The following is a 26,715-nucleotide window of genomic DNA, read 5'->3' as shown; positions in this document are numbered from 1 at the left end:
TGGCGGGAATTATTACCGCAGCGATTGTCAGCTGGTGGCGTAACCGGAAGTAAGGTGAAAACGGGCGTCAGGCTGCCGTGATGGCAATATGCGCCCGAAACCGGCCGCAGGAGTAACAGCCTGCGGCCTTTTTTGTATCCGGCCCCATGAAAAAAGCCTTAACGCAGAACGCTAAGGCTTTAGTTTTCAAGCAAAAAAGATTACTTGCTGGTATCCAGTTCTTCGAAACCTTTCACCAGATCATCAATCGCTTTCATCTGCTTGAGGAACGGTTCCAGTTTAGCCAGCGGCAGCGCGGATGGACCATCACATTTCGCATGTTCCGGATCCGGATGCGCTTCAATAAACAGCCCCGCCAGACCTACCGCCATACCGGCACGTGCCAGCTCAGCAACCTGGGCGCGACGACCGCCGGAAGCTGCGCCAAACGGATCGCGGCATTGCAGTGCGTGGGTAACGTCGAAAATCACCGGTGAATTACCAGACACTTTCTTCATGATGCTGAAGCCCAGCATATCAACAACCAGGTTGTCATAGCCGAAGTTAGCACCGCGATCGCAAAGAATCACTTTTTCGTTGCCGCCTTCTTTGAATTTATCAACGATATTACCCATCTGTCCCGGGCTGACAAACTGCGGTTTCTTGACGTTAATTACCGCACCGGTTTTCGCCATGGCTTCAACCAGGTCAGTCTGGCGAGCAAGAAACGCCGGCAACTGAATCACATCCACAACATCAGCAACGGGCTGAGCCTGGCTTGGTTCGTGAACGTCGGTGATAATTTTCACGCCAAAAGTCTGCTTCAACTCCTGGAAGATTTTCATCCCTTCTTCCAGGCCCGGTCCACGATAAGAGTGGATGGAGGAGCGGTTGGCTTTGTCAAAAGAGGCTTTGAACACGTAAGGGATACCCAGTTTCTGGGTCACGGTTACGTAGTGCTCGCAAATGCGCATCGCCAGATCGCGAGATTCCAGCACGTTCATACCGCCAAACAGTACGAACGGCAGGTCATTTGCTACGTTGATGTCGCCAATGCTAACCACTTTTTGTTTCATAGGATCGCCTTAATCTTGAGTAAAATGTCGATTAATTAATGCAGCACAATATGTTTATGCGCGATGTTATTTATTTGCGCACGGATCATTTCGCTGATCGGGTCTTCCGGACACTGTTCAACGAAATAACTTAAATCGTTCAACGCAACGTGTTCGCAATCCAGTTGCGCATAAATCAAACCGCGATCGCGAATTTCATAGGGATCTTCCGGGTTGAATTGTAATAAAGCTTCGCTGGTGCGTAACGCCAGCTCCATCTGATTTTCTTCCATCAATGAAGCTTTGAGTGTATCCAGCAATTTGCGGATTACCTCAATGTTATCAGCTTCATCAAGGTCTTCATAAAACAGTTCCGCCGACGGGCTGATATTTCCCTTTAACCATACGTCCAGCATATGTTCGCTTAACGATTCACCGTTAAAAGGATTAATCAGCCAAATTTCGCCATCCGGACATTCAATGCGCAATATCAGCTGCGTCGGGAAAATCACCGGCAATAGCGGCAAATCGAGACGATTCGCGACCCATAATAAAACGGCACCTAATGATACCGCACTGCCCTGTCGATTCTTTAACACCTGGTCCAGCCATAATGCATCGGAAAGACGATAAACGCCGCGTGAGGCTTTAAATCCCCAGTCGCCGTAAAACAGCGCGATCAGTTTTTCCAGCTGCTCTTCTAAAGGCAGAAGCTGGCTGATTTCTTCCTTCGCCAGACTAACGAGACGCTCCAGTTCGTCGTAAACATCTTGCGAGGGAAAATCGCGGCGGATTGCTTCGCAAGCCAGGATCATGCCTTCGCACAATGGCGCTTTATTAAATTCGAAATCAGCTAACGATCTCATGACTTACCCCAGTAACGGTACTTTTGTGGTGGCGAGTTTAATGATGATGTACAGCACCACCAACGCCAGCGGGAAGGCAATAATGCGCGCCTGCTGACTGTGCATACGACGATAATCGAGTGCAATAAAACCCAAAACGATATAAATGATAACTCCAAACAGCTTTTCAGTCAGCCACTGTGCCTGCCCGGAAAATGGCAGGATGTGCGCTTTAGCCATCAACGCAATGCCGCTTAACAATAACACCGTATCGACAACCGGCGGCACAATGCGCGTCCAACGAGCAAATGCCTGTGGATGCTTCTGATAACGTAGCCAGAAACGTAAGGTTAATAGCCCTACAGAAAGCGCAATGCTAATGAGATGAACGCTAAGCAGTGTAGAAAAACTTGTCATTGATAATAGCGGCCGAGCGTTACGCGCTCGTTATCACCATAGTCCCGACAGGTTTCGACGTCATGATATCCCGCGTGGATAAATGCCTGTCGCACCGCTTCGCCCTGCTGCCAACCATGTTCCAGAAGCAGAAAGCCGCCGGATACCAGCGCGTTACGCGACTGTTCGATGATATGCACGATGTCTGCCATTCCACTGTCTGCCGCAACCAGCGCAGTGAGCGGCTCAAAGCGAACATCGCCTTGTTGAAGATGTGGGTCCTGCTCGTCAATATACGGAGGATTACTGACAATCATCGCAAACTGCTGCCCGGCTAGCGCGCTAAACCAGTCGCTTTGCAGAATATGGATGTTTTTGATCGCCAGATTCTGGGCATTACGTTGCGCCAGAGAGACAGCATCGGGCATACGATCTACAGCGGTAATTTCGCAGTCCGGGCGCTCGCTAGCCAGCGCCAGCGCAATCGCCCCGGTACCCGTCCCGAGATCGAGAATACGGCAAGGTTGTTCAGGCAACCGCGCCAGTGCCTGCTCCACCAGACACTCCGTATCCGGGCGCGGAATTAAGGTCGCTGGCGAAACAAATAACGGCAACGACCAGAATTCTCGCACCCCGGTTAAATGAGCAATAGGTTCACCATCGCGACGACGCGTCAGTAGCGCATCAAGTTGCTGACATTGTTCGTCAGTCAGCTGCGTTTCACCAAAGGCGAGAATAAAAGTACGCCCTTTGCCGGTAACATGCTCCAGCAGGATTTCAGCATCACGCCGCGGGCTTTCGCTCGCCTGAAGTTGGCTTATTGCTTCACGTAACCAGTGTTGATATTCCATTATTCCTGCTCGGACAACGCCGCCAGTTGGTCGGCCTGATGTTCCTGGATAATCGGTTCAATCAGCATATCCAGCTTACCTTCCATCACTTCATCCAGGCGGTAGAGCGTCAGGTTGATGCGGTGATCGGTAACGCGCCCCTGCGGGAAGTTGTAAGTACGGTTACGGTCGCTGCGATCGCCACTCCCCAGCAGGTTACGACGGGTAGACGCTTCGGCCTGTTGCCGTTTTGCCATTTCTGCAGCGTGGATGCGAGCACCGAGTACAGAAAGTGCTTTAGCTTTGTTTTTATGTTGTGAACGTTCGTCCTGACATTCAACAACAATCCCGGTCGGCAAGTGAGTAATACGAATTGCCGAATCGGTGGTGTTAACGTGCTGACCACCCGCCCCTGACGAGCGGAAAGTATCAATGCGTAAATCTGCCGGGTTGATGTCCGGCAGTTCTGCGTCAGGCAGTTCTGGCATTACCGCAACGGTACAAGCAGAAGTATGAATACGCCCCTGCGATTCCGTAGCAGGAACACGTTGCACGCGATGACCGCCAGATTCGAATTTCAAACGACCATATACACCATCACCGCTAATTTTGGCGATGATCTCTTTATAACCACCATGTTCACCCTCGCTGGCGCTCATGATTTCTACACGCCAGCGGCGGGCTTCGGCGTAACGGCTGTACATACGGAACAGATCGCCAGCGAAGAGCGCCGCTTCGTCGCCGCCGGTTCCGGCACGGACTTCGAGGAAGGCGTTACGTTCGTCATCAGGATCTTTTGGTAGTAACAGAACCTGTAATTGCTGTTCCAGTTGCTCGCTTTTTTCTTTAGCTTCGCGCAGTTCATCCTGCGCCATCTCACGCATTTCAGGATCGTCGAGCATCATCTGTGCGGTTTCGATATCTTCCTGAACCTGTTGCCAGTCGGTAAAACAGCGCGAAACATCACTTAACTGCGCATATTCGCGTGATAATGCGCGAAAACGTTCCTGGTCGGCGATAGTTTGCGCGTCACCCAGCAACGCCTGAACTTCTTCATGGCGTTCATGCAGGGCTTCCAGTTTGGCAACGATAGAAGGCTTCATAGGCGTAAATGCACCCTGTAAAAAAAGAAAATGATGTACTGCTACTCCAGCCCGAGGCTGTCGCGCAGAATATTCAGGCGTTCGTTATCCCCGTCACGGGCGGCCTGTTGAAGTGATTTCGTTGGCGCATGGATCAAGCGGTTAGTCAGTTTCCATGCCAGATCCTGCATAATGGCTTGTGCGTCGCCGCCCTGTTCAAGGGCCGCTAACGCTTTAGTGGTTAACTCATCGCGAACTTGCTCTGCCTGGCTGCGATACTCGCGAATAGTTTCGCTGGCGCTTTGTGCACGCAGCCACGCCATAAATTCGCTGGTTTCCTGAGCGACAATAGTTTCCGCCTCAACCGCTGCGGCTTTACGCTGCGCCAGGTTGTGCGAAATGATGCTTTGCAGATCATCAACGCTATAAAGATAAGCATTCGCCAGTTTGCCAACTTCCGGCTCAACATCGCGCGGAACGGCAATATCCACCAACAGCATTGGTTGGTTGCGACGGCTTTTTAATGCCCGCTCCACCATGCCTTTACCGATAATCGGTAACGGGCTTGCAGTTGAACTAATGATGATATCGGCTTCGCGCAGACGCTCGTCGATATCGCTCAGGGCAATCACTTCCGCGCCGACTTCATCTGCCAGAATTTGGGCACGTTCGCGAGTGCGGTTGGCGATAATCATCTTCTGTACTTTGTGTTCGCGCAGATGACGCGCCACCAGCTCGATGGTTTCGCCCGCACCCACCAGCAGTACCGTCACCGTAGAGAGCGATTCAAAGATCTGCCGCGCCAGCGTACAAGCCGCAAAAGCGACAGAAACAGCGCTGGCACCGATATCTGTTTCAGTGCGAACACGTTTCGCTACAGAGAAAGATTTCTGAAACATGCGTTCCAGTTCGCTGGCCTTCATATGGCCTTTTTGCGAATCGGCAAACGCTTTTTTAACCTGACCGAGGATCTGCGGCTCCCCCAGAATCAGTGAATCCAGGCCGCTGGCAACACGCATTAAATGGCTAACCGCGTCGTTATCCTGATGCCAGTAGAGGCTTTTGCGCAGGTCTTCTTCATTAAGATTGTGATAATCGCAAAGCCAGCGGATTAACGCCTCTTGCAGGTTATCCTGCTCTTCAACGCTAAGATAAAGTTCCGTGCGATTGCACGTCGACAGCACCACGCCGCCCTGCACCATCGGCTGCGCAAGCAGGCTGTCAAGCGCCTGATCGAGCTTATCCGGCGAAAACGATACACGTTCTCGCAGCGATACAGGTGCCGTTTTATGGTTGATACCGAGTGCTAAAAGGGTCATGTCTGCGGGAAATAATACCAACGTTGATAGGGTTAGTCTGCTTGCATCATACAGGATGCGTAAGATCAATAAAAGAGAGCGCCCCCTTTTGGAGTAATTGCCGAAAGCCGTTAGATTCTGGCAATTAAGACAACTTGAACATAGACGATAGCGGACGGTAACGCTAGCATTAAGGGTTATAACTGCAACGTATCTCAAGGACTTGTCATCACTATGCCCCTGCCCGATTTTCGTCTTATCCGCCTACTACCGCTGGCTGCTCTTGCGCTCACTGCCTGTTCCGTTACCACGCCCAAAGGTCCTGGCAAAAGCCCGGATTCGCCACAATGGCGTCAGCATCAGCAAGACGTGCGCAATCTTAATCAGTATCAAACTCGCGGCGCGTTCGCTTATATTTCTGACCAACAAAAAGTGTACGCCCGTTTCTTCTGGCAGCAAACCGGCCAGGATCGCTACCGTCTGCTGCTGACTAACCCATTGGGCAGCACGGAACTGGAGCTGAATGCTCAACCGGGTAACGTGCAGTTAGTCGACAATAAAGGTCAGCGTTATACCGCCGATGACGCCGAAGAGATGATTGGCAAATTGACCGGAATGCCGATTCCGCTCAACAGTTTGCGCCAGTGGATTTTAGGTTTACCGGGTGATGCAACCGACTACAAACTGGACGACCAGTACCGCCTGAGCGAAATCACCTACAGCCAGAATGGCAAAAACTGGAAAGTTGTTTACGGTGGTTATGACACAAAAACTCAACCTGCGATGCCAGCCAATATGGAACTCACCGACGGTGGTCAACGCATCAAGTTAAAAATGGATAACTGGATAGTGAAATAATGCGGACACAGTGGCCCTCTCCGGCAAAACTTAATCTGTTTTTATACATTACCGGTCAGCGTGCGGATGGTTACCACACGCTGCAAACGCTGTTTCAGTTTCTTGATTACGGCGACACCATCAGCATTGAGCTTCGTGACGATGGGGATATTCGTCTGTTAACGCCCGTTGAAGGCGTGGAACATGAAGATAACCTGATCGTTCGTGCAGCGCGGTTGTTGATGAAAACTGCGGCAGACAGCGGGCGTCTTCCGACGGGAAGCGGTGCGAATATCAGCATTGATAAGCGTTTGCCGATGGGCGGCGGTCTCGGCGGTGGTTCATCCAATGCCGCGACGGTCCTGGTGGCATTAAATCATCTCTGGCAATGCGGGCTAAGCATGGATGAGCTGGCGGAAATGGGACTGACGCTGGGCGCAGATGTTCCTGTCTTTGTTCGGGGGCATGCCGCGTTTGCCGAAGGCGTTGGTGAAATACTAACGCCGGTGGATCCGCCAGAGAAGTGGTATCTGGTGGCGCACCCTAGTGTAAGTATTCCGACACCGGTGATTTTTAAAGATCCTGAACTCCCGCGCAATACGCCAAAAAGGTCAATAGAAACGTTGCTAAAATGTGAATTCAGCAATGATTGCGAGGTTATCGCAAGAAAACGTTTTCGCGAGGTTGATGCGGTGCTTTCCTGGCTGTTAGAATACGCCCCGTCGCGCCTGACTGGGACAGGGGCCTGTGTCTTTGCTGAATTTGATACAGAGTCTGAAGCCCGCCAGGTGCTAGAGCAAGCCCCGGAATGGCTCAATGGCTTTGTGGCGAAAGGCGTTAATCTTTCCCCATTGCACAGAGCCATGCTTTAAGCCGGGCAAGCTGAGTTTCGGTGACAACGTCACCTTGTTCCAGACGTTGCATCGCGCTCTTTAATACACCGCCTGGAAAGAATCATGCCTGGCCCGCACAGTTTTCGGCAGATTCTTTCCACCAATGGACGCATGCCTGAGGTTCTTCTCGTGCCTGATATGAAGCTTTTTGCTGGTAACGCCACCCCGGAACTAGCACAACGTATTGCCAACCGCCTGTACACTTCACTCGGCGACGCCGCTGTAGGTCGCTTTAGCGACGGCGAAGTCAGCGTACAAATTAACGAAAATGTACGCGGTGGTGATATTTTCATCATCCAGTCCACTTGTGCCCCTACTAACGACAACCTGATGGAATTAGTCGTTATGGTTGATGCCCTGCGTCGTGCTTCCGCAGGTCGTATCACCGCTGTTATCCCCTACTTTGGCTATGCGCGCCAGGACCGTCGCGTCCGTTCCGCTCGTGTACCAATCACTGCGAAAGTGGTTGCAGACTTCCTCTCCAGCGTCGGTGTTGACCGTGTGCTGACAGTGGATCTGCACGCTGAACAGATTCAGGGTTTCTTCGACGTTCCGGTTGATAACGTATTTGGTAGCCCGATCCTGCTGGAAGACATGCTGCAGCTGAATCTGGATAACCCTATTGTGGTTTCTCCGGACATCGGCGGCGTTGTGCGTGCCCGCGCTATCGCTAAGCTGCTGAACGATACCGATATGGCAATCATCGACAAACGTCGTCCGCGTGCGAACGTTTCCCAGGTGATGCATATCATCGGTGACGTTGCAGGTCGTGACTGCGTACTGGTCGATGATATGATCGATACTGGCGGTACGCTGTGTAAAGCTGCTGAAGCTCTGAAAGAACGTGGTGCTAAACGTGTATTTGCGTACGCGACTCACCCGATCTTCTCTGGCAACGCGGCGAACAACCTGCGTAACTCTGTAATTGATGAAGTCGTTGTCTGCGATACCATTCCGCTGAGCGATGAAATCAAATCACTGCCGAACGTGCGTACTCTGACCCTGTCAGGTATGCTGGCCGAAGCGATTCGTCGTATCAGCAACGAAGAATCGATCTCTGCCATGTTCGAACACTAATCGAACCCGGCTCAAAGACCCGCTGCGGCGGGTTTTTTTGTCTGTAATATCCATTTGTATGACCTATGCCTCCTTCACCTGCCATTTAGTTGACAGATGATGCGCTCACGGATGAAACATTATTGTGAACAAAATATTTTCCTCACATGTGATGCCTTTCCGCGCTCTGATCGACGCTTGCTGGAAAGAAAAATATACTGCCGCACGGTTTACCCGTGACCTGATTGCCGGGATAACCGTCGGGATTATTGCTATCCCGCTGGCAATGGCGTTGGCTATTGGTAGTGGTGTGGCACCCCAGTACGGTTTATATACCGCAGCTGTTGCGGGGATTGTCATTGCTCTGACGGGTGGGTCACGCTTTAGCGTTTCCGGTCCGACTGCGGCATTTGTGGTAATTCTCTATCCCGTTTCGCAACAGTTTGGACTGGCAGGACTGCTGGTTGCGACCTTGCTGTCGGGGATCTTTTTGATTCTGATGGGGCTGGCACGTTTTGGACGCTTGATTGAATATATTCCGGTTTCCGTGACCTTAGGTTTCACCTCGGGTATCGGGATCACCATCGGTACCATGCAGATTAAAGATTTTCTCGGTCTGCAAATGGCCCATGTCCCGGAGCATTATCTACAAAAAGTCGGCGCATTATTTATGGCGTTGCCGACCATTAATGTGGGTGATGCTGCCATTGGCATTGTGACGCTTGGCATTCTGGTTTTCTGGCCGCGTCTGGGCATTCGTTTGCCTGGTCACCTTCCGGCCTTGCTGGCTGGTTGCGCGGTGATGGGGATTGTTAACCTGCTCGGCGGACATGTTGCTACCATCGGTTCGCAGTTCCACTACGTTCTGGCCGATGGTTCTCAGGGTAACGGTATTCCGCAATTGCTGCCACAACTGGTGCTGCCGTGGGACCTGCCCAATTCAGAATTCACGCTAACCTGGGATTCTATTCGCACACTGCTGCCTGCGGCATTCTCAATGGCAATGCTCGGCGCAATCGAATCTCTGCTCTGCGCCGTGGTGCTGGATGGTATGACCGGGACAAAACACAAGGCGAATAGCGAACTGGTTGGACAGGGGCTGGGGAATATTATCGCTCCGTTCTTTGGTGGTATTACCGCTACAGCTGCCATCGCGCGTTCTGCCGCTAACGTCCGTGCCGGGGCAACGTCCCCTATCTCGGCGGTGGTCCACTCTATTCTGGTTATTCTTGCCCTGCTGGTACTGGCACCGCTGCTCTCCTGGCTGCCGCTTTCCGCTATGGCAGCCCTGCTGTTGATGGTGGCGTGGAACATGAGTGAAGCGCATAAAGTGGTCGACTTGCTGCGTCATGCACCGAAAGATGACATCATTGTCATGCTGCTGTGCATGTCGCTGACCGTGCTGTTTGATATGGTTATTGCCATCAGCGTGGGGATCGTGCTGGCATCGCTGCTGTTTATGCGTCGTATCGCACGTATGACTCGCCTGGCACCGGTAGTCGTAGATGTTCCAGACGATGTCCTGGTTCTGCGCGTTATTGGCCCGCTGTTTTTTGCTGCTGCTGAAGGCTTATTCACGGACCTGGAGTCACGTCTTGAAGGCAAACGGATTGTGATTCTGAAGTGGGATGCCGTTCCGGTACTTGATGCTGGTGGTCTTGATGCGTTCCAGCGTTTTGTGAAGCGTCTGCCCGAAGGATGTGAACTGCGCGTGTGCAACCTGGAATTCCAGCCACTGCGCACTATGGCTCGCGCAGGCATTCAACCGATCCCGGGCCGCCTTGCTTTCTTCCCGAATCGTCGCGCGGCGATGGCGGATTTATAAGTACGAGATTGACCAGTCAGTGCAAACTGACTGGTCAGCAAACTGCATTATTTGTTAGCTATGACGGCGATTATCGCTACGGCGGCAACGTTTGTCATAGTGGCGAACCCACCAGTAACGGTCGCACACCTGTTCATGCCCGCCAACACGGGCACCCGCCAGCCAGAGAATGGCACCGACGAAAATACTTAGCACTGCACCATGTGCGAAATACTGGGGCATATTAAACTGTGGTAACTGGTTGAGGATTGAATACCCCACGCCGACCACCATTACCACCAGCCCCAACCCCATGAGCACGTTACCGAGTAACGAAGCGTTTTTGCGTTTCATATGTCACCTCCGGAACTTTCTGGGTTGTAACAGGGAATACCCCTCTTCCTTATGTGTAAAGTATAGACAACACCCTGTGGGTTATGTGCGGGCGTGATCACAATTACAACCCTTATTTCAACAAAACTTTACAAATAAACGCCTGAACACCTTGACTTTCTAATAGTCCACTCAGGCAATTATTGCGTTATCTGCATTTGATACGCAGTTTTTTGTCAAGCGGGGCCGCAACCAGTAAACTACGCGCCAGTTATGTACACACTCAGGACAAAAAAACGTGACGATTAAATTGATTGTCGGCCTGGCGAACCCCGGCGCTGAATACGCCGCAACGCGACATAATGCTGGTGCCTGGTTCGTTGACTTACTGGCAGAGCGATTGCGCGCTCCGCTGCGCGAAGAGGCTAAATTCTTTGGTTATACTTCGCGAGTCACCCTTGGAGGCGAAGATGTCCGCCTGTTAGTCCCGACTACATTTATGAATCTCAGCGGCAAAGCCGTTGCGGCGATGGCCAGTTTTTTCCGTATTAATCCGGACGAAATTCTGGTGGCCCACGACGAACTGGATCTGCCTCCTGGCGTCGCCAAATTTAAGTTGGGCGGTGGCCATGGTGGTCACAATGGACTTAAAGACATCATCAGTAAATTGGGTAATAACCCTAACTTTCACCGTTTACGCATCGGAATCGGTCATCCGGGCGATAAAAATAAAGTTGTTGGTTTTGTATTAGGCAAACCGCCTGTTAGTGAACAGAAGTTAATTGATGAAGCCATCGACGAAGCGGCGCGTTGTACTGAAATGTGGTTTACAGATGGCTTGACCAAGGCAACGAACCGATTGCACGCCTTTAAAGCGCAATAAGTCGTTGTCTGCGGCATTTTTGCCGAGTGCCGTGTATAATAGGCAAAGTTATTTCCATTTCTGCAATCTGTTAGCAATAACAGGTTGATTATTAAGATATTAAGGTGATTTAAATCATGGGATTCAAATGCGGTATCGTCGGTTTGCCCAACGTCGGGAAATCTACCCTGTTCAACGCGCTGACCAAAGCCGGTATTGAAGCGGCCAACTTTCCATTCTGCACCATCGAGCCGAACACAGGCGTCGTACCAATGCCTGACCCTCGCCTGGATCAACTGGCTGAAATCGTAAAACCGCAGCGTACGCTTCCCACGACCATGGAATTTGTCGATATCGCCGGTCTGGTAAAAGGCGCATCGAAAGGCGAAGGTCTGGGTAACCAGTTCCTGACCAACATCCGTGAAACTGAAGCGATCGGTCACGTTGTTCGCTGCTTTGAAAATGACAACATCATTCACGTTTCCGGCAAAGTTAACCCGGCGGATGATATTGAAGTTATCAACACCGAACTGGCGCTGGCGGACCTCGACACCTGCGAACGTGCGATTCATCGCGTACAGAAGAAAGCCAAAGGTGGCGATAAAGACGCGAAAGCCGAGCTGGCGGTACTGGAAAAATTCCTGCCGCAGCTGGAAAACGCAGGTATGCTGCGCGCGCTGGATTTAAGCGCTGAAGAGAAAGCGGCTATTCGTTACCTGAGCTTCCTGACGCTGAAACCAACAATGTACATCGCCAACGTCAACGAAGACGGTTTTGAAAACAACCCGTATCTTGACCAGGTGCGTGAAATCGCGGCGAAAGAAGGTTCTGTTGTGGTTCCGGTTTGTGCTGCTGTTGAAGCAGACATTGCCGAACTGGACGACGAAGAACGTGACGAGTTTATGCAGGAGCTTGGGCTGGAAGAGCCGGGCCTGAACCGTGTGATCCGTGCCGGTTATAAGCTGCTGAACCTGCAAACTTACTTCACCGCTGGGGTGAAAGAAGTACGTGCATGGACCATTCCGGTTGGTGCAACCGCGCCGCAGGCCGCTGGCAAAATCCATACTGATTTTGAAAAAGGCTTTATCCGTGCACAAACCATCTCGTTTGAAGATTTCATCACTTACAAAGGTGAACAAGGCGCGAAAGAAGCAGGCAAAATGCGTGCAGAAGGCAAAGATTACATCGTTAAAGATGGCGATGTAATGAACTTCCTGTTCAATGTCTAATTAATTTGTTGTCTCATGAGGTTTCGCTAAATCTCATGAAGAGCGCAAAAGTATATAAAATCCACGCAATTGCGTGGATTTTTCATTTTACCGAGTCCTAACCATTCTTATAACATCCTACACTTTTGTGCTTATTGCCTATAGTGAACCACCAGAATAATTAAAGACATAAGTGTTCAGATGAGGGATATCTCATTAGCAATGAGATAACGTAAGTTTGTGTTCCACAGCACATCAGACACCTTTTACAGCTGATCAATATTGATCACGCTCCAATATGCTGGCGAGAAAAGGACTTGCCTGAAGGGCAATATTCAGCAGATAAAGCCCCCGAATAACGTGATTACGTGCGATCCTGGCAAGATGAAAATGATAACCAGTAGCACGATAATAACGATAAGCCAGAAAATCCATTGATCAAAAATGAATATCGATGTTTTTTGCTTTTTCTTATTAGTAATGCAAAAATGGCTCATATTGTTTTTGTTATGCAGATACATCAAGCGAAAATCCCATAACTAATTAGGATTATTACCAAAAATATTCACCAAATTATTTAACCGCTGTTTGTTGTAATGTTTTTGTCATATTCATAGTAACGATTTGGAATAAGTAACGACAACTTAGGGAATAACTCGATCTAAACTCACCTTTGTAAGGAGGATGTTAAATATATATTAATTCCTGTGTTCCTGATTTTGCCCGGTAATAGAGAATTATTCTCAGAGCAGCTCATCATGATTGCACCATACAAATATCATGATGATAAGAGGATATTATTCATTGACTTAAACAAAATGACAAAATCCATAGACCCATAGCCTGGGTACTATATAGGAGTGGTATGGGCATCAAACAACACAATGGGAATACCAAAGCCGATCGTCTCGCTGAATTAAAAATCCGTTCGCCCTCCATTCAACTGATAAAATATGGCGCTATTGGTTTGAATGCAATTATCTTTTCCCCCCTGCTGATAGCTGCTGATTTAGGAAGTCAAAATGGCACCAATATTACTATTAGTGATGGTGACAGAATTACAGGAGATACCGCCGATCCATCAGGAAACCTCTATGGCGTAATGACCCCAGCAGGAAACACGCCTGGCAATATCAACCTGGGTAATGATGTCACCGTCAATGTCAACGACGCCTCTGGATATGCAAAGGGAATCGTTATTCAGGGCAAGAACAGCTCCCTGACAGCTAACCGACTTACAGTAGATGTTGTTGGTCAAACCTCTGCCATCGGCATTAATTTAATTGGTGACTATACCCATGCTGACTTAGGCACAGGCAGCACCATTAAGAGTAACGATGACGGCATCATTATTGGACATAGCTCAACACTAACAGCCACTCAATTCACCATTGAAAACTCGAACGGTATAGGCCTAACCATCAATGACTATGGCACCAGTGTCGATCTTGGAAGCGGAAGTAAAATCAAGACCGATGGAAGTACAGGTGTTTATATCGGTGGTCTCAACGGCAATAACGCCAATGGTGCTGCGCGTTTTACGGCGACAGACCTGACAATCGATGTTCAGGGCTACAGCGCCATGGGAATAAACGTACAGAAAAACTCTTTTGTCGATCTCGGAACAAACAGTTCCATTAAAACCAATGGCGATAATGCACACGGCCTCTGGAGCTTTGGCCAGGTGAGCGCGAATGCACTCACTGTTGATGTAACTGGAGCCGCGGCAAATGGCGTCGAAGTTCGTGGTGGTACAACCACTATCGGTGCTGATAGCCATATTTCTTCCGCGCAGGGCGGTGGCCTCGTAACCAGTGGTTCAGACGCGACAATCAATTTTTCTGGCACGGCAGCGCAACGAAACAGCATCTTTTCCAGCGGTTCTTATGGTGCCTCAGCCCAGACGGCAACGGCTGTTATCAACATGCAAAATACCGATATTACGGTTGATCGTAATGGCAGTCTGGCGCTGGGTTTGTGGGCGCTCAGCGGCGGTAGAATAACCGGAGACAGTTTGGCTATCACCGGCGCGGCAGGAGCCAGGGGAATTTATGCCATGACCAACAGCCAGATCGATCTCACGAGCGCTCTGGTCATTGATATGAGTACACCCGACCAGATGGCCATCGCAACGCAACATGACGATGGTTATGCTGCCAGCCGCATCAACGCTTCGGGTCGTATGCTTATCAACGGTAGCGTTCTCTCCAAAGGTGGGCTAATCAATCTGGATATGCACCCTGGGTCGGTTTGGACAGGTTCCTCCCTCAGCGATAATGTCAATGGCGGGAAACTGGACGTTGCAATGAATAACAGCGTCTGGAACGTAACAAGTAATTCTAATCTCGACACGCTGGCGCTGAGCCATTCAACTGTCGATTTTGCCAGCCACGGGTCAACTGCCGGCACATTTACCACATTAAACGTAGAGAACCTGAGCGGTAACAGTACCTTTATTATGCGTGCTGATGTTGTTGGCGAGGGTAATGGCGTTAATAATAAAGGGGATTTATTGAATATCAGCGGGAGTAGTGCTGGTAATCACGTATTGGCTATCCGTAACCAGGGCAGCGAGGCCACAACGGGAAATGAAGTTCTGACAGTGGTAAAAACCACTGACGGCACGGCCTCGTTCAGCGCGTCTTCTCAGGTTGAGTTGGGAGGATATCTGTATGATGTGCGTAAAAATGGCACTAACTGGGAGCTCTACGCTTCCGGGACAGTTCCGGAGCCGACTCCTAATCCTGAGCCCACACCAGCTCCCGCTCAGCCCCCCATAGTCAACCCCGATCCTACGCCTGCCCCCGCTCCCACGCCTAAACCCACCACGACTGCAGATACTGGCGGCAATTATCTCAATGTCGGTTACTTATTGAACTATGTTGAAAACCGTACGCTGATGCAACGGATGGGTGACCTGCGAAATCAGAGTAAAGACGGTAATATCTGGTTGCGCAGTTATGGGGGAAGCCTGGACTCCTTTGCCAGTGGCAAACTGAGCGGCTTTGACATGGGTTACAGCGGTATCCAGTTTGGTGGGGATAAACGTCTCTCTGATGTAATGCCGTTGTATGTCGGTCTGTATATTGGCTCAACACATGCATCGCCGGACTATAGCGGAGGCGACGGTACCGCACGTTCAGACTACATGGGAATGTACGCCAGTTACATGGCACACAGCGGTTTTTACAGCGATCTCGTTGTAAAAGCATCACGCCAGAAAAATAGTTTCCACGTACTGGACAGTCAGAACAACGGCGTTAACGCCAACGGCACTGCGAATGGAATGAGTATCTCCCTGGAAGCCGGGCAGAGGTTCAACCTGTCCCCTACTGGTTATGGGTTCTATCTAGAGCCGCAAACCCAGCTCACATACAGCCACCAGAATGAGATGGTTATGAAGGCGAGTAATGGTCTCAATATACATCTGAATCACTACGAATCGCTGCTGGGGCGTGCCAGCATGATACTGGGATATGACATCACCGCAGGCCACAGCCAGCTGAATGTCTATGTGAAGACTGGCGCTATCCGCGAGTTTTCAGGGGATACCGAATATCTGTTGAACAACTCCCGGGAGAAGTACAGTTTCAAAGGTAATGGCTGGAATAACGGCGTGGGAGTCAGTGCACAGTATAACAAACAGCACACATTCTATCTCGAAGCGGATTACACGCAGGGTAACCTCTTTGATCAGAAGCAAGTCAACGGAGGATATCGCTTCAGCTTTTAAGTGCGGGATAGACAAGCCCTTAAACGATGCTGAAAATTGTTAGCGTGCGCCGGAATGAAATATAGATCACTCTGATGTATCAGAAATCGTTTCTGTCTTTCATACCCGGCGCTTAAAATGCCCTGCATCAATGCCATGTTGCTTCATTTTCCGCCACAGCGTAGTGCGGCCGATCCCAAGTAAAGCCGACATTTCCTGAATGCGACCGCCTGTGACCTGGGCTGCGTTAATAATTGCCTCTTTTTCAACTTCCGCAAATGACAGACTGGTGGAAAGGCGTGCGGCGCTGACATCATCTGTCGCCTGCTCGGTAAACAGATGTTCCGGCAAATCACTGACGCGAATGCGCCCGTTATCACTACTCAGAGCAAGATTCTCGATGACGCTGTAAAGTTCAAAATCGTTGCCTGGCCATGCACAAGAAACCAGGCGAGCGAGGGCATCGTCATCAATTTTCAGACGCGTAGAGAAGCGTTTTTCAAGACTGCGTAATTTGTTATTCACCAGCGCCGGAATGCTGCCACGCCGCATACGCAGAGGCGGGATGGTAATTTCAAATGCATGCAGCGCGTAATACAGCTGGCGACTAAAGCGATTTTGTTCCACCAGCATTGCCAGGTCCGCGGTCGTTGTGGCAATCACTTTGACATCAATTGGTATTAAACGCCGCGCATCCAGTCGCGTGATAACACCCTGCTTGATAACCTGAAGCAAAGCAGACTGTAACTCCACCGCCAGATATTCAATCTTTTCAAGAAACAGCGTGCCGCCGTGCGCCAGTTCCAGCCGACTCAGACGGCCATTTTCATTGTCCGTGCGATCGCCACCAATAAACTCTTCCGCCAGTGCCGCATCACCATATAACTCACAATTGACGGCGATATAAGGACCTGCAGCACGCTCGCTTTCATTATGAATTGCCTGACTTAGCAGTGCCTTGCCCACGCCCTCTTCTCCACAAAGCAGGACAGGAAAGCTACTGCGCGCCGCCTGGCGACCAAAATGAATCAAGCGGCGGGTTTGCGGATCGTCCTGTGGCATATGAGCGAAGGTATGGCTGACTTTTCCTAATTGACTGGTCATCAACTGCCGCATCTGTTCCACAGGATGGAGCAACAAAATAAAGCTGGTTCCCTGCGTTTCTATTATCGGTTTAAGGGTTATCACCGCATCAATAAACTGGTGCTGGCTTTCAAAGGTTGCTTCTACGTGTTTGAGCGGATGTGCCTGTTTTATTGCTTGTTGCAATACGGCGGGTAACGTTAAGAGTTCAGTGATTGCCCGTCCCTGACTTGCCGTCGCGTCAAGGCGTAAGACCCGCGCCGCCTGGGCATTAATAAATTGCAAATTACCCTGCTCGTCCCAGCTAATCACGCCATCATCCATACTTTCTAACAGGGCATTAAGTTGATTTAAATGACGGTTAGTTTCAGCGAGCAAACTGTCCGTCAGCAGTAAATTACCGACCTCTCGGGCGATTGCCAACGTCAACGGCAAATCAGCTGCGGTAGTTTGCTCAACCGGACACGCCAGCGCTATTGTTCCCGTCAATCGGCCCTTGCTGTCAAACAACGGCGTTGCACAAAAGGCCCAGTTCCAGAGTGCCTGTTTGAAATGTTGATCGGCCATCGTTTTCACGGCCTGACCAGAGATAGCCGCTAACGATAGCGCACAAGTACCAATAATTCCCTCGGCGCAATACGTGCCGTCATTGAATCCCAGTGCACTTAGCTGCTGCAAGGTTTGCGGATCGCCATTACGGCTGAGAATGCAGGCGGTTTCATCGAGGATAAGCAGCGCACAAGCTCGCGGTGTCATGTATTCCCAGGCATCTTCCAGCGCAGCCTGCCCGAGCGTCAGCATCGCTTTCTTACGCCGATAAATAGAAGCAAATGTCACGCCCTGGGCCTGGTGTGGTACGTTCCATGTCTCCCGTTTCATCAGCTTATTGCATCTCTCCCAGGAGGTTGCAATTAAGGGAGATATGCCCCGACCATCGTTGTTAAAAGCGCCACTCATATCCCGCATCCCTTATGACAAAAGGTGTTCCGGCTCGCAATTTTAAGTATCAATACACGTAAAGGTTTCAATATGGAACATTCATTAAAGCATATGTTTCACTATGAAACATAATTTGGGCTAATTTTCTTTTCCCTTGCCTGATGCACAATGGATTCACCGGCAGTCAGTGGTCGCCGTGTCGTTGAACATCATCCATGCCCTACCGTAATTGCTGGAGCAAAATAATGAAAAAATTGATCAATGATGTGCAAGACGTACTGGACGAACAACTGGCAGGACTGGCGAAAGCGCATCCATCTCTGACACTGCATCAGGATCCGGTGTATGTCACCCGAGCTGATGCCCCCGTTGCAGGAAAAGTCGCCCTGCTGTCGGGTGGCGGTAGCGGACACGAGCCGATGCACTGCGGTTATATCGGTCAGGGGATGCTTTCGGGGGCCTGTCCGGGCGAAATTTTCACCTCACCGACGCCCGATAAAATCTTTGAATGCGCCATGCAAATTGATGGCGGCGAAGGTGTACTGTTGATTATCAAAAATTACACCGGCGATATTCTTAACTTCGAAACAGCAACCGAGTTACTGCACGATAGCGGCGTAAAAGTGACCACTGTGGCGATTGATGACGACGTTGCAGTAAAAGACAGTCTTTATACCGCCGGGCGGCGCGGCGTTGCCAACACCGTATTAATTGAAAAACTCGTAGGCGCTGCGGCGGAGCGTGGCGACTCACTGGACGCCTGTGCGGAGCTGGGGCGTAAGTTGAATAATCAAGGCCACTCAATAGGTATCGCTCTCGGTGCCTGTACCGTTCCTGCCGCGGGCAAACCTTCTTTTACCCTGGCGGACAATGAGATGGAGTTTGGCGTCGGCATTCATGGTGAGCCGGGTATTGACCGACGCCCCTTCTCATCTCTTGATCAAACCGTCGATGAAATGTTCGACACCCTGCTGGAAAATGGCTCATACCATCGCACTTTGCGTTTCTGGGATTATCAACAAGGCAGCTGGCAGGAAGAATCACAAACCAAACAACCGCTCCAGTCTGGCGATCGGGTGATTGCGCTGGTTAACAATCTTGGCGCAACTCCGCTTTCTGAGCTGTACGGCGTCTATAACCGCCTGACCACACGTTGCCAGCAAGCGGGATTGACTATCGAGCGTAATTTAATTGGCGCGTACTGCACCTCACTGGATATGACCGGTTTCTCAATCACCTTACTGAAAGTTGATGACGAAACGCTGGCACTCTGGGACGCCCCGGTCCACACCCCGGCCCTTAACTGGGGTAAATAAGGAGATAGCTATGTCACTGAGCAGAACTCGAATTGTTAACTGGCTCACTCGTTGTGGCGATATTTTCAGCACCGAGAGCGAGTATCTTACCGGACTGGATCGCGAAATTGGCGACGCTGACCACGGGCTAAATATGAACCGAGGCTTTAGCAAAGTGGTGGAAAAACTCCCTGCTATCGCAGATAAAGATATCGGTTTCATTCTTAAGAATACCGGTATGACGCTACTTTCCAGCGTCGGAGGTGCCAGTGGTCCGCTGTTCGGTACCTTCTTTATCCGCGCCGCACAGGCGACCCAGGCACGGCAAAGCCTGACGCTGGAAGAGCTTTATCAGATGTTCCGCGATGGCGCGGACGGCGTAATCAGTCGCGGTAAAGCCGAACTTGGCGATAAAACCATGTGTGATGTCTGGGTGCCGGTGGTGGAATCGTTACGTCAGTCCAGCGAGCAAAATCTCTCTATTCCGGCGGCGCTCGAAGCTGCCAGTAGCGTCGCCGAATCCGCTGCACAAAGTACGATTACGATGCAAGCCCGCAAAGGCCGTGCCAGTTATCTCGGTGAACGCAGTATTGGTCACCAGGACCCCGGTGCGACCTCGGTGATGTTTATGATGCAAATGTTGGCGTTAGCCGCAAAAGAGTAAGGAATTGGTAATGGTAAACCTGGTCATAGTTTCACATAGCAGCCGACTGGGAGAAGGTGTCGGTGAACTAGCCCGTCAGATGTTAATGAGTGATAGTTGTAAAATCGCCATTGCCGCGGGAATTGACGATCCACAAAATCCCATTGGTACCGATGCCGTCAAAGTGATGGAGGCCATCGAATCTGTTGCCAATACCGACCATGTGCTGGTCATGATGGATATGGGTAGCGCATTATTGAGTGCTGAAACTGCGCTGGAATTGCTGGCTCCCGAGATCGCCGCAAAAGTACGTTTGTGTGCTGCGCCGTTGGTCGAAGGTACACTGGCAGCAACGGTCAGCGCGGCCTCGGGGGCGGATATCGACAAAGTTATCTTTGACGCCATGCATGCGCTGGAAGCCAAACGTGAACAACTGGGTTTACCCTCCTCCAACACTGAAATCTCTGACACATGTCCTCCGTACGATGAAGAAGCCCGTTCTCTGGCGGTGGTCATTAAAAACCGTAACGGCCTGCATGTACGTCCGGCCTCCCGGCTGGTTTATACCTTATCGACATTTAATGCCGATATGTTGCTGGAGAAAAACGGCAAATGCGTCACACCGGAGAGTATTAACCAGATTGCGTTACTACAAGTTCGCTATAACGATACGCTGCGCCTGATTGCGAAAGGGCCAGAAGCTGAAGAGGCACTGATCGCTTTCCGTCAGCTGGCTGAAGATAACTTTGGTGAAACGGAGGAAGTTGCTCCACCTATTCTGCGTCCCGTTCCGCCTGTTTCGGGTAAAGCCTTTTATTATCAACCGGTTTTATGTACGGTACAGGCAAAATCAACCCTGACCGTGGAAGAAGAACAAGAACGATTACGCCAGGCCATTGACTTCACGTTATTAGATCTGATGACGTTAACAGCGAAAGCAGAAGCCAGCGGGCTTGACGATATTGCCGCAATCTTTTCTGGTCACCATACACTGTTAGATGATCCGGAACTACTGGCGGCGGCAAGCGAACTCCTTCAGCATGAACATTGCACGGCAGAATATGCCTGGCAGCAAGTTCTTAAAGAACTTAGCCAGCAATACCAGCAACTGGATGATGAATATCTACAGGCTCGCTATATTGATGTGGACGATCTTCTGCATCGCACCCTGGTCCACCTGACCCAAACGAAAGAAGAACTCCCGCAGTTTAACTCGCCAACTATTCTACTGGCGGAGAACATCTATCCCTCCACAATACTGCAACTGGATCCGGCGGTTGTAAAAGGTATCTGCCTTAGCGCCGGAAGTCCGCTATCCCACAGCGCCCTGATCGCCCGTGAACTGGGGATTGGCTGGATTTGCCAGCAAGGTGAGAAACTGTATGCGATACAACCAGAAGAAACGCTAACGCTGGACGTTAAAACGCAACGTTTCAGCCGTCAGGGTTAAACCACCGTTCGGATGGCATCGTTCTGATGCCATCCGGCTATTTACTCTGCACTAATGTTTTTTAACTACCTGTTATATTTTTCACCAATTTATGATGATTTTTCTTCGCTAATCGCGAACCCAACGCCGCTGACTGGCTAACAAACAGACGTTATTTGATCACTCTATTTCGCCGTTATTTATCCCTTTAATTCCCTTTTCTAAAATGCCTGACCGTTCGCAGAATGAGATTTCGATCATGCAGCTAGTGCGATCCTGAACTAAGGTTTTCTGATACTTGAATACCGTTTTATTCGGTTTCGCCAAAGGAGAATGATTGATGAAATCCCCCGCAGCTTCTCGCCCGCTAAAAATGGCGTTAATTCCAGCCTGCATTTTTTTGTGTTTCGCTGCGCTATCGGTGCAGGCAGAAGAAACACCGGTAACGCCACAGCCGCCTGATATTTTATTAGGGCCGCTGTTTAATGATGTGCAAAACGCCAAACTTTTTCCGGACCAAAAAACCTTTGCCGATGCCGTGCCGAACAGCGATCCGTTGATGATCCTTGCTGATTATCGGATGCAGCAAAACCAGAGCGGATTTGATCTGCGCCATTTCGTTAACGTCAATTTCACCCTGCCGAAAGAGGGCGAGAAATATGTTCCGCCAGAGGGGCAATCACTACGCGAACATATTGACGGACTTTGGCCGGTATTAACGCGTTCTACCGAAAATACCGAAAAATGGGATTCTCTGTTACCGCTGCCGGAACCTTATGTCGTGCCGGGCGGACGTTTTCGCGAGGTATATTACTGGGACAGTTACTTCACCATGTTAGGGCTTGCCGAAAGCGGTCACTGGGATAAAGTCGCGGATATGGTAGCCAATTTTGCTCATGAAATAGACACTTACGGGCATATTCCCAACGGCAACCGCAGTTACTATTTAAGCCGCTCGCAACCGCCCTTCTTTGCCCTGATGGTAGAGTTACTGGCGCAGCATGAAGGCGATGCCGCGTTGAAGCAATACCTGCCGCAAATGCAAAAAGAATATGCTTACTGGATGGACGGTGTTGAAAACCTGCAAGCCGGACAACAGGAAAAACGCGTTGTCAAACTTCAGGATGGTACCCTTCTCAACCGCTACTGGGACGATCGCGATACGCCACGACCAGAGTCATGGGTGGAAGATATTGCCACCGCCAAAAGCAATCCGAATCGACCTGCCACTGAAATTTACCGCGACCTGCGCTCTGCCGCTGCGTCTGGCTGGGATTTCAGCTCGCGCTGGATGGACAACCCGCAGCAGTTAAATACCTTACGCACCACCAGCATCGTACCGGTCGATCTGAACAGCCTGATGTTTAAAATGGAAAAAATCCTCGCCCGCGCCAGCAAAGCTGCCGGAGATAACGCGATGGCAAACCAGTACGAAACGCTGGCAAATGCCCGTCAAAAAGGGATCGAAAAATACCTGTGGAACGATCAACAAGGCTGGTATGCCGATTACGACCTGAAAAGTCATAAAGTGCGCAATCAGTTAACCGCGGCCGCCCTGTTCCCGCTGTACGTCAATGCGGCAGCGAAAGATCGCGCCAGCAAAATGGCGACGGCGACGAAAACACATCTGCTGCAACCAGGCGGCCTGAACACCACGTCGGTAAAAAGTGGGCAACAATGGGATGCACCAAATGGCTGGGCACCGTTGCAGTGGGTCGCGACAGAAGGATTACAAAACTACGGGCAAAAAGAGGTGGCTATGGACATTAGCTGGCACTTCCTGACCAATGTTCAGCACACCTATGACCGGGAGAAAAAGCTGGTGGAAAAATATGATGTCAGCACCACCGGAACGGGGGGCGGCGGTGGCGAATATCCATTACAGGATGGCTTTGGCTGGACCAATGGCGTGACGCTGAAAATGCTGGATTTGATCTGCCCGAAAGAGCAACCGTGCGACAATGTTCCGGCGACGCGTCCACTCAGTGAATCAACAACACAGCCGGTAAAACAAAAAGAGGCGGAACCTACGCCTTAACTTTGCTGTATATCGAGCAATGCCATTATGTGCATAAAATTGGCATTGCTCTTTTTTCGCCACGAAATGCCCCCCATTCTACGGTCTATGCCTTTATTTTCTTTTATCAGAGAAGATTTTAATTTTATTTTATCAATTTGTTAATCATTACACCTCTATTTATATTTTTCGCCACTCCGCCATTCTCCCTGACAATTTTCTTGTGGAACAAAGTGTTATTTAAGCAACAAGCAAATCATTCTGTCTCTTTAGACAAATTTTGACATCAAACATGATTTTTTTTCGATATATATGTAAATATATAGCGGTTTTAATTATCAGGATATAACTTATGTCACTAACCAGACGGAGGTTTACACAGATTCTTGCGTCGACGTTGTTCCTGCATCATCTGCCTTCTTTTGCACAATCAGTCAAATTCTGGGCCTCACTGACGCTTCCCGAAGCCCAAAACATTACACGCATCGTCAGCGCAGGTGCGCCCGCCGATTTGCTATTGCTGGCTGTCGCGCCAGAAAAAATGGTCGGTTTTTCCTCTTTTGATTTTGCCCGTCAGGCATTAATTCCATTGCCAGAGCACATTCGCCAGTTCCCCAGGCTGGGACGACTCGCCGGGCGCGCCAGCACACTCTCGCTGGAAGGGCTTATGGCGTTACATCCCGATTTGGTCGTTGATTGCGGCAATACGGATGAAACCTGGATCTCCCAGGCACGGCAGGTTAGCGAACAGACACAAATACCCTGGTTATTGCTTAACGGGAAACTGGAACAATCAGCAGAACAGTTAACAACGCTTGGCAAAACGTTAGGCGAAGAGCACCGCGCCGCAGAACAAGCCAATCTCGCCAGCCGCTTCGTTGGTGAAGCTCAGGCATTCGCCACCTCACCCGCCGCTAACCTCAGCTTTTATGCTGCGCGCGGTCCTCGAGGGCTGGAAACGGGCTTACAGGGTTCGTTGCATACCGAGGCGGCGGAATTATTAGGTTTGCACAACGTCGCGCAAATAGCCGATCGCCACGGTCTGACACAGGTTTCCATGGAAAATCTCCTGCGCTGGCAGCCGGATATTATTCTGGTTCAGGAGGCCGTTACTGCAGATTTTATTCGTCGTGATCCTCTCTGGCAGGGCGTGAAAGCGGTTGCGGAACAACGCATCTTATTTTTAAGTGGCCTGCCCTTTGGCTGGCTGGATGCCCCGCCGGGAATCAACCGTCTTCTGGGATTACGCAGACTTCACGCCTGGCTGGATCCCGCCATCAATCGCCAGTTTAAAAGTGACATGCAGCATTACGCCCAACTGTTCTGGCATTGTTCACTCAGTGACGCCGACTATCAAAAATTGGTGGCGAGCTAATGAGAACCGTAAACGGATGTATTTTGCTGCTGGCAGCTATCAGTATCACTTTTGCCGCCGTAAGCGGGGCTTATCATCTCGATATACAGCAACTGCTGGCGCTCATTCTGCGTCAAGAAAATGTTCCTGTGCAGGAACAAATTGTCTTCTGGCAAATCCGCGTGCCGCGTATTCTTGCTGCGCTGTTTCTGGGCGCGGCGCTGGCAGGGGCCGGAACCACCTATCAGGGAATGTTCCGTAATCCCTTAGTGTCACCGGATATTTTAGGCGTCTCCGCCGGTGCCGGACTTGGTGCCTGCGCGGCAATCCTGTGGGGATTATCCATTGTTTACATCCAGCTGTACGCATTTTGCGGCGGGCTGATGGTGGTCGCGGGCGTCTGGTTGATTACGCGTCGGGTGACCCGCCACGATCCGATCTTAACCCTGGTGCTGGTAGGCATTGCGTTAGGAACGTTGTGCGGAGCGGGGATATCGCTAATAAAAACGCTGGCCGATCCTTACACCCAGTTACCGTCAATTACCTTCTGGTTGCTGGGGGGGCTGTCCACCGTGACCTTACGCGATCTCTGCTATGCTGCACCGATCATTCTCATAGGCTCCTTGCCCCTGTTTTTTCTCCGCTGGCGCATGAATTTACTCACGCTTTCCGACGACGAAGCCCGTTCGCTGGGACTGAACGTGACACGTCTGCGCTTTGGATTAATTGTCTGCGCCACACTAATCACCGCCAGCACGGTAGCAATAGCGGGCATAATTGGTTGGGTCGGCCTGGTCGTTCCGCACATTGCCCGCTTGTTGACCGGTCATAACCATCAGCAGCTGTTGCCCATGGCAATGTGTACTGGCGCGATTCTGCTCCTGCTTACCGATACGCTGGCACGCAGCATTGGAACAACAGAAATCCCACTTGGCATTCTGACCGCTTTTGTTGGTGCACCGTTTTTCCTGTTTTTGTTGTTACGCGGAGGTCGCCAGTGACTTTGCTTGCCGTCCGTCATGCGTCTCTGGGTTACTCCCGCCATCCGGTGCTACGCGACGTGTCCTTCACCCTGTCGCAAGGAACAATTTGTTGTCTGTTAGGAGCCAATGGTTGCGGCAAAACCACACTCATGCGCTCCATTCTTGGCGTTATACCGTTATTAAAAGGCGAGATCTTACTGGATAGCCTCCCTGTGCAGACACTCAGCCATCGCCAGCGCGCGCAGGCTATTGCCTGGGTGCCGCAGGCGCACGACGGCATTTTTGCTTTTAGTGTGCTGGATATGGTGTTGATGGGCCTGGCCCCCACCATAGGCGCTTTTTCCGTTCCCGGTAAGCAAGAACGCCTGAAAGCAACGGAGCAACTGGAAAAGCTGGGCATTTTGCATCTGGCGACACGACGCTGGAATACGCTTAGCGGCGGTGAACGTCAGCTGGCTTTAATCGCCCGTGCACTCGTCCAGCAACCGCGCTTGTTATTACTGGATGAGCCTGCCTCCAGCCTCGATTTCGGTCATCAGATCCAACTACTGGACACGCTGGCGCAGCTCAAAAATAACGGCATGACAATGCTAATGTCGACTCATCATCCGCTCCATGCCAACGCCATTGCCGACAGCATTATCCAGGTAGAGCCAGATGGACGAGTAACACAAGGCTTTCCGACCGAACAGTTAACAACGAACAAACTGGCTGCCCTGTATCGGGTTTCTGCCGACCAGATTCATCATCACCTCTCTGCAATTAGCCACTAAGGAACAATC

At 50.7% G+C, this 26,715-nt stretch carries 23 protein-coding genes; 15 read left to right on the top strand and 8 right to left on the bottom strand.

The window, feature by feature from the left end; all coding sequences use genetic code 11:
* A partial coding sequence (locus tag ACJHX3_RS06475) for a type I toxin-antitoxin system toxin Ldr family protein (protein ID WP_173676308.1) occupies positions 1-53 on the top strand: 53 nt, incomplete at its 5' end.
* A 147-nt stretch (positions 54-200) separates the two neighbouring features.
* Here the strand turns inward: ACJHX3_RS06475 and kdsA are convergent.
* Genes kdsA through hemA form a run of 6 tightly spaced genes read right to left on the bottom strand, consistent with a single transcriptional unit; the run spans position 201 to position 5,506 of the window.
* Positions 201-1,055 (bottom strand): 3-deoxy-8-phosphooctulonate synthase, encoded by an 855-nt coding sequence (gene kdsA, locus ACJHX3_RS06470; RefSeq protein ID WP_000811065.1) that lies wholly within the window; start codon positions 1,053-1,055, stop codon positions 201-203.
* A gap of 35 nt (positions 1,056-1,090) precedes the next feature.
* A complete protein-coding gene (gene sirB1, locus ACJHX3_RS06465) occupies positions 1,091-1,900 on the bottom strand; it encodes an invasion regulator SirB1 (RefSeq protein ID WP_001257044.1) in 810 nt (269 codons plus the stop codon).
* A 3-nt stretch (positions 1,901-1,903) separates the two neighbouring features.
* The gene (sirB2, locus tag ACJHX3_RS06460) at positions 1,904-2,296 is read right to left on the bottom strand and encodes an invasion regulator SirB2 (RefSeq protein WP_000200378.1); all 393 of its coding nucleotides are present in this window, start codon (positions 2,294-2,296) and stop codon (positions 1,904-1,906) included.
* Positions 2,293-3,126, bottom strand: a complete 834-nt coding sequence (prmC, locus tag ACJHX3_RS06455) for a peptide chain release factor N(5)-glutamine methyltransferase (RefSeq protein WP_000456458.1) — start codon at positions 3,124-3,126, stop codon at positions 2,293-2,295. The genes sirB2 and prmC overlap by 4 nt, the downstream gene beginning before the upstream one ends.
* On the bottom strand, positions 3,126-4,208 hold the full coding sequence (gene prfA, locus ACJHX3_RS06450) for a peptide chain release factor 1 (RefSeq protein ID WP_000804726.1): 1,083 nt from the start codon (positions 4,206-4,208) through the stop codon (positions 3,126-3,128). The genes prmC and prfA overlap by 1 nt, the downstream gene beginning before the upstream one ends.
* A 41-nt stretch (positions 4,209-4,249) precedes the next feature.
* Complete coding sequence (gene hemA / locus ACJHX3_RS06445; RefSeq protein ID WP_094308259.1) at positions 4,250-5,506, bottom strand: glutamyl-tRNA reductase; 1,257 nt, start codon at positions 5,504-5,506, stop codon at positions 4,250-4,252.
* A 213-nt stretch (positions 5,507-5,719) separates the two neighbouring features.
* Between hemA and lolB the strand changes: the two genes are divergently transcribed.
* The 4 genes from lolB to dauA all read left to right on the top strand — a co-directional run bounded on the left by lolB (position 5,720) and on the right by dauA (position 10,096).
* A complete protein-coding gene (gene lolB / locus ACJHX3_RS06440) occupies positions 5,720-6,343 on the top strand; it encodes a lipoprotein insertase outer membrane protein LolB (RefSeq protein WP_083575817.1) in 624 nt (207 codons plus the stop codon).
* A complete protein-coding gene (gene ispE / locus ACJHX3_RS06435; protein WP_001260337.1) occupies positions 6,343-7,194 on the top strand; it encodes a 4-(cytidine 5'-diphospho)-2-C-methyl-D-erythritol kinase in 852 nt (283 codons plus the stop codon). Before lolB ends, ispE begins: the two co-directional genes overlap by 1 nt.
* Before the next feature lie 150 nt (positions 7,195-7,344).
* Positions 7,345-8,292, top strand: coding sequence for a ribose-phosphate diphosphokinase (prs, locus tag ACJHX3_RS06430; RefSeq protein WP_001298109.1), 948 nt, complete (start codon positions 7,345-7,347; stop codon positions 8,290-8,292).
* Positions 8,293-8,416: 124 nt separating this feature from the next.
* The gene (dauA, locus tag ACJHX3_RS06425; protein ID WP_072019460.1) at positions 8,417-10,096 is read left to right on the top strand and encodes a C4-dicarboxylic acid transporter DauA; all 1,680 of its coding nucleotides are present in this window, start codon (positions 8,417-8,419) and stop codon (positions 10,094-10,096) included.
* A 54-nt stretch (positions 10,097-10,150) separates the two neighbouring features.
* Here the strand turns inward: dauA and ychH are convergent, their stop codons facing one another.
* Positions 10,151-10,429, bottom strand: a complete 279-nt coding sequence (gene ychH, locus ACJHX3_RS06420; RefSeq protein ID WP_000823885.1) for a stress-induced protein YchH — start codon at positions 10,427-10,429, stop codon at positions 10,151-10,153.
* Positions 10,430-10,706: 277 nt separating this feature from the next.
* Here ychH and pth point away from each other — a divergent pair, with 277 nt between their 5' ends.
* From pth to ACJHX3_RS06405, 3 genes are all read left to right on the top strand, one after another.
* The gene (gene pth / locus ACJHX3_RS06415; protein ID WP_000152933.1) at positions 10,707-11,291 is read left to right on the top strand and encodes an aminoacyl-tRNA hydrolase; all 585 of its coding nucleotides are present in this window, start codon (positions 10,707-10,709) and stop codon (positions 11,289-11,291) included.
* Positions 11,292-11,407: 116 nt separating this feature from the next.
* Positions 11,408-12,499, top strand: a complete 1,092-nt coding sequence (gene ychF / locus ACJHX3_RS06410; protein WP_032257041.1) for a redox-regulated ATPase YchF — start codon at positions 11,408-11,410, stop codon at positions 12,497-12,499.
* Between the two features lie 844 nt (positions 12,500-13,343).
* Positions 13,344-16,211 carry an autotransporter outer membrane beta-barrel domain-containing protein gene (locus ACJHX3_RS06405; protein WP_410236129.1) on the top strand — a complete coding sequence of 956 codons (2,868 nt, stop codon included), beginning with the start codon at positions 13,344-13,346 and terminating at the stop codon, positions 16,209-16,211.
* A 99-nt stretch (positions 16,212-16,310) separates the two neighbouring features.
* On the opposite strand, the gene dhaR is transcribed toward ACJHX3_RS06405, so the two are convergent.
* On the bottom strand, positions 16,311-18,230 hold the full coding sequence (dhaR, locus tag ACJHX3_RS06400) for a dihydroxyacetone kinase operon transcriptional regulator DhaR (RefSeq protein WP_042096966.1): 1,920 nt from the start codon (positions 18,228-18,230) through the stop codon (positions 16,311-16,313).
* A gap of 227 nt (positions 18,231-18,457) precedes the next feature.
* On the opposite strand from dhaR, the gene dhaK reads away from it, so the two are divergent.
* The 7 genes from dhaK (at position 18,458) to ACJHX3_RS06365 (ending at position 26,706) form a co-directional block, all read left to right on the top strand.
* Positions 18,458-19,528, top strand: a complete 1,071-nt coding sequence (dhaK, locus tag ACJHX3_RS06395) for a dihydroxyacetone kinase subunit DhaK (RefSeq protein WP_042096968.1) — start codon at positions 18,458-18,460, stop codon at positions 19,526-19,528.
* Between the two features lie 10 nt (positions 19,529-19,538).
* Positions 19,539-20,171 (top strand): dihydroxyacetone kinase subunit DhaL, encoded by a 633-nt coding sequence (gene dhaL, locus ACJHX3_RS06390; protein WP_094321739.1) that lies wholly within the window; start codon positions 19,539-19,541, stop codon positions 20,169-20,171.
* A 10-nt stretch (positions 20,172-20,181) separates the two neighbouring features.
* Positions 20,182-21,600, top strand: coding sequence for a dihydroxyacetone kinase phosphoryl donor subunit DhaM (gene dhaM / locus ACJHX3_RS06385; RefSeq protein WP_024044039.1), 1,419 nt, complete (start codon positions 20,182-20,184; stop codon positions 21,598-21,600).
* Positions 21,601-21,919: 319 nt separating this feature from the next.
* A complete protein-coding gene (gene treA / locus ACJHX3_RS06380; protein ID WP_024044040.1) occupies positions 21,920-23,617 on the top strand; it encodes an alpha,alpha-trehalase in 1,698 nt (565 codons plus the stop codon).
* Between the two features lie 331 nt (positions 23,618-23,948).
* Complete coding sequence (locus ACJHX3_RS06375; RefSeq protein WP_000060136.1) at positions 23,949-24,971, top strand: iron ABC transporter substrate-binding protein; 1,023 nt, start codon at positions 23,949-23,951, stop codon at positions 24,969-24,971.
* The gene (locus tag ACJHX3_RS06370; RefSeq protein ID WP_001261254.1) at positions 24,971-25,951 is read left to right on the top strand and encodes a FecCD family ABC transporter permease; all 981 of its coding nucleotides are present in this window, start codon (positions 24,971-24,973) and stop codon (positions 25,949-25,951) included. The genes ACJHX3_RS06375 and ACJHX3_RS06370 overlap by 1 nt, the downstream gene beginning before the upstream one ends.
* Entirely contained in the window at positions 25,948-26,706 is a 759-nt protein-coding gene (locus ACJHX3_RS06365; RefSeq protein WP_024044075.1) for an ABC transporter ATP-binding protein, read from the top strand. The genes ACJHX3_RS06370 and ACJHX3_RS06365 overlap by 4 nt, the downstream gene beginning before the upstream one ends.
* The last annotated feature ends 9 nt before the right edge of the window (positions 26,707-26,715 follow it).

Source organism: Escherichia sp. WS1265 (assembly GCF_046487585.1).
Classification (GTDB): Bacteria; Pseudomonadota; Gammaproteobacteria; order Enterobacterales; family Enterobacteriaceae; genus Escherichia; species Escherichia coli.
The sequence above is the reverse complement of the archived record's forward strand: the minus strand, read 5'-3'. Positions and strand labels throughout refer to the sequence as shown.

Coding starts and splice junctions, on each gene's coding strand:
- kdsA (WP_000811065.1), bottom strand. CDS start 1,055: ATGAAACAAAAAGTGGTTAGCATTGGCGACATCAACGTAGCAAATGAC.
- sirB1 (WP_001257044.1), bottom strand. CDS start 1,900: ATGAGATCGTTAGCTGATTTCGAATTTAATAAAGCGCCATTGTGCGAA.
- sirB2 (WP_000200378.1), bottom strand. CDS start 2,296: ATGACAAGTTTTTCTACACTGCTTAGCGTTCATCTCATTAGCATTGCG.
- prmC (WP_000456458.1), bottom strand. CDS start 3,126: ATGGAATATCAACACTGGTTACGTGAAGCAATAAGCCAACTTCAGGCG.
- prfA (WP_000804726.1), bottom strand. CDS start 4,208: ATGAAGCCTTCTATCGTTGCCAAACTGGAAGCCCTGCATGAACGCCAT.
- hemA (WP_094308259.1), bottom strand. CDS start 5,506: ATGACCCTTTTAGCACTCGGTATCAACCATAAAACGGCACCTGTATCG.
- lolB (WP_083575817.1), top strand. CDS start 5,720: ATGCCCCTGCCCGATTTTCGTCTTATCCGCCTACTACCGCTGGCTGCT.
- ispE (WP_001260337.1), top strand. CDS start 6,343: ATGCGGACACAGTGGCCCTCTCCGGCAAAACTTAATCTGTTTTTATAC.
- ychH (WP_000823885.1), bottom strand. CDS start 10,429: ATGAAACGCAAAAACGCTTCGTTACTCGGTAACGTGCTCATGGGGTTG.
- ychF (WP_032257041.1), top strand. CDS start 11,408: ATGGGATTCAAATGCGGTATCGTCGGTTTGCCCAACGTCGGGAAATCT.
- ACJHX3_RS06405 (WP_410236129.1), top strand. CDS start 13,344: ATGGGCATCAAACAACACAATGGGAATACCAAAGCCGATCGTCTCGCT.
- dhaR (WP_042096966.1), bottom strand. CDS start 18,230: ATGAGTGGCGCTTTTAACAACGATGGTCGGGGCATATCTCCCTTAATT.
- dhaK (WP_042096968.1), top strand. CDS start 18,458: ATGAAAAAATTGATCAATGATGTGCAAGACGTACTGGACGAACAACTG.
- dhaL (WP_094321739.1), top strand. CDS start 19,539: ATGTCACTGAGCAGAACTCGAATTGTTAACTGGCTCACTCGTTGTGGC.
- dhaM (WP_024044039.1), top strand. CDS start 20,182: ATGGTAAACCTGGTCATAGTTTCACATAGCAGCCGACTGGGAGAAGGT.
- treA (WP_024044040.1), top strand. CDS start 21,920: ATGAAATCCCCCGCAGCTTCTCGCCCGCTAAAAATGGCGTTAATTCCA.
- ACJHX3_RS06375 (WP_000060136.1), top strand. CDS start 23,949: ATGTCACTAACCAGACGGAGGTTTACACAGATTCTTGCGTCGACGTTG.
- ACJHX3_RS06370 (WP_001261254.1), top strand. CDS start 24,971: ATGAGAACCGTAAACGGATGTATTTTGCTGCTGGCAGCTATCAGTATC.